This is a genomic window from Desulfobaculum sp. (genome assembly GCF_054921475.1).
The window spans coordinates 1-2701 of sequence record NZ_JBUDSW010000363.1 but is presented as its reverse complement, the minus strand read 5'-3'; the positions used below and the strand labels follow the sequence as shown (position 1 = coordinate 2701).

General features: G+C 62.9%; 1 protein-coding gene. It reads right to left on the bottom strand.

Going from position 1 to position 2701, the window contains the following annotated elements:
• Positions 1 to 194 precede the first annotated feature (194 nt).
• Positions 195 to 1808: a DNA primase family protein gene (locus ACY69P_RS15920; protein WP_462328193.1), complete on the bottom strand. Its 1614-nt coding sequence runs from the start codon at positions 1806 to 1808 to the stop codon at positions 195 to 197.
• Positions 1809 to 2701 lie beyond the last annotated feature (893 nt).

Below are 2701 nucleotides of genomic sequence, written 5' to 3'. Positions count from 1 at the left end.
CCTTTTTCTCTTTCTCTAGGATGAAAGGAAGAAAGATGGTGATATTCACCACTGAAAGCCAAAACCCCGCAATAGATCGGATTCCACATGGTTCATCCTATGGTCCTGCCGCACCTGTCCGGCCCCGTGGTTCCGGGCTTTTCGCTGTGGAGCAGTGCGCGGCAAATGCTCCTGCGTATGGTCCTTGGTCCTGCCTACAGTGAGCCTTGCATGGACTCCCGCGCCTCGGTGGTCAGAAGCACGCCGTAGTACCAGTTCTTGCCGCCGACTTTGCGCTTGGCGAATTTCTGTTGCGCCAGCGCGCCGAACTTCCGCTGCGGGAATTGCTTCTTGCGCGAGATGTTCACGGCAAACCAGCGCACGAAGGCGTCGTACAGCTCCGTGGCGTTGGTCCGTGTGCGGGTGTCGTTTTCGTCTGCGGGCACCAACTCGCAGCAGTCGTCTATGAACAGGGCAAGCAGATCTTCGTCGCGGCGGTAGTCCTCGGTGGCCGCGCGGACCTTGGCGGGGGGATTCAGGCCATCCCTTTGCCATTCAAGGCAGCCTTGGACCAGCCAGGACAAAATGCCGGGCGCTTCCTTGAGAAGGGCCGCTTTCAGGCCGTCGTCCCGGCGCATTTCGGTTTCGTCCTTGGGTTCGCGGTCAACAAAGGACCGCTCGAAGGGGATAAGGTGCAGCCGCTCCCAAAAGGCGAAGTCGTCCGCCGGGGCGTGTGGCTTGTGGTTGGTCAGCAGGAAGAGGGTATGCGTCGGCGCAAAGGTCACGGAGCGCTTGTCATTGGGCCAGCGCCCCGTCAGGGTGTCGCCGCCCGAGAGCCACTTGCAGCGCGACGCGGAAAAGCGCCTGCCTTCGTCAGTCTCGGACGCGAAGACGGCGCGCATGCCGCGCAGCCCCATGATGGACGGGGAGGGCGCATCCGCGTTGCGTGCGGCGTTCTGGTCCAGCAGCATTTCTGCAGGGATTGGTCCGCCCAGCGGGCCAAGGACGTGCTGCACCATCTCAACCAGCAGGGACTTGCCGTTGCGTCCCTTGCCATGGAGTACAGGCAGGACGTGTTCCTTGTTTCCGCAGCGCAGGCAGGAGCCAAACAGCCGCCGGGCGTAGTCCACCATGTCCTGATCATCGGAGAGGATTTCCCGCAGGAACTGCTCCCAACGCGGGGCCGGGGCGTTATAGACAAACTCGGTTGGGGAGGCCTTCAAGATGTAGTCTTCGGGCCGCCCCCCTCGCAGCAATCCAGTGCGAAGGTCCACTACTCCATTGGCGCAGCCAAGCAGCCATTCGGCGTTGTCCAGTTCGTCGCCGAAAATGCTGAGGCCGTTGCGGCCGCCTGCAGCGAATTCCAGCACAACGCCGGGGCCGTTTTGGCGGCGCATGCGCGACACGCGCTTCATGATGAGCTTTTGCTTCGCGCGGTGGAACTTGGCGAGGTCTTTGTCCCCAGCCTGTTCCGCTTCCGTCGCGGCGGTGCCGAGTTTGGAATGCTCGTCAAGCAGCCGTTCGGAAACGGCCTCCACCTCGGCGCGGGCGCGTTCGGGGTGAGGGTCCATGTCCCAGTGGTGCCCATTGAAGCGCAACCACTCCCGGCCTTGCCCAACGTACAGGAAGTGCCCCTTGTGCATGGCGGCATACAGCCGCCCAAGGCCAAGGTCTTCCTGTTCGCAGCACGCCAGCACAAACGCGGAGTCCACATCGTTAGAGCCGCCACCGCCGCCACCATGCTGCGGATCATCCTCGTCCGGATCACTCCCCAGCTCCTCGGCCCGGCGCGCGGCAACCTTCTCACGCATGGCCGCAAGGTCGGTCACGTTACCGGCGCTTTCGGCGGCCGCTGCAGGGGGTGCAGGCGTTGTAGGAACTACAGGGGCAGCGGGCGTTGTAGCCGCTGCAGGAGCTACAGGAGTTGAAGAGGCTGCAGGAGTGGCAGAGGCTGCAGCGGAATGAGGCGCTCTATCCCCGCCCTCGATCTGCGCCGCACCTTCCGCGCCGGCGGCGTGATAGGGGGTGGCGGGAGCGTGGTCTTCGCATGGACCGGGCGCAGCGCTGTTTGCATTGTCTTCACACACACCAGGCGCGGCATCGTGTGCCAAGTCCGTGTTCGCGCTGGACGTAGCCGCTGCAGCAGGAACTGTGGCAGCCGTCGCGCTGCCCGTGGTCGCTGCCGCCGTCGCGCTGGCCGTGGTCGCTGCCGGCGCACCATCTATATCTCCGGTAGGGTTCTGTGCGCCTTGCCCCTCGCCCTGAGCTGGCATGGGACACACGTCTTTGCGCTGTTCATCTTTAGGAGACATAGGCACCTCCGGCAGAAGTCAGGCCAGAATGCGCGCCAATCGTCCTTTCCGTGAAACACCCCAAAATCCCATTGTCCCGCCCATTCAAAAAACCACGCGCAAAAACACACCGCGCTGCATACGACCCCTGTCGGTAGGAGTCTTCGGAAGTACCTTGGCGGCGCGAGCGCGTAATGCAGGCGCAATGGACGATTGGAGTGCTTTTTATGTGAGGGGGAAGGGGGGAGCGGCCAAGGCGGCGCCCTTCGGCGGTCGCGGACGGCGGAGCGTCCGCGTCATGATCGCAGGCCGACCAAGGGGAAGAGGGAGACGCTGCGCAGTGAGGGACAAATGAGGGATAAAACTGATTAGGTGAGGGACAAACGCGGAAAAAAGAAAAGGGTCTACGGCTGTGAAAGCCGTAAACCCTT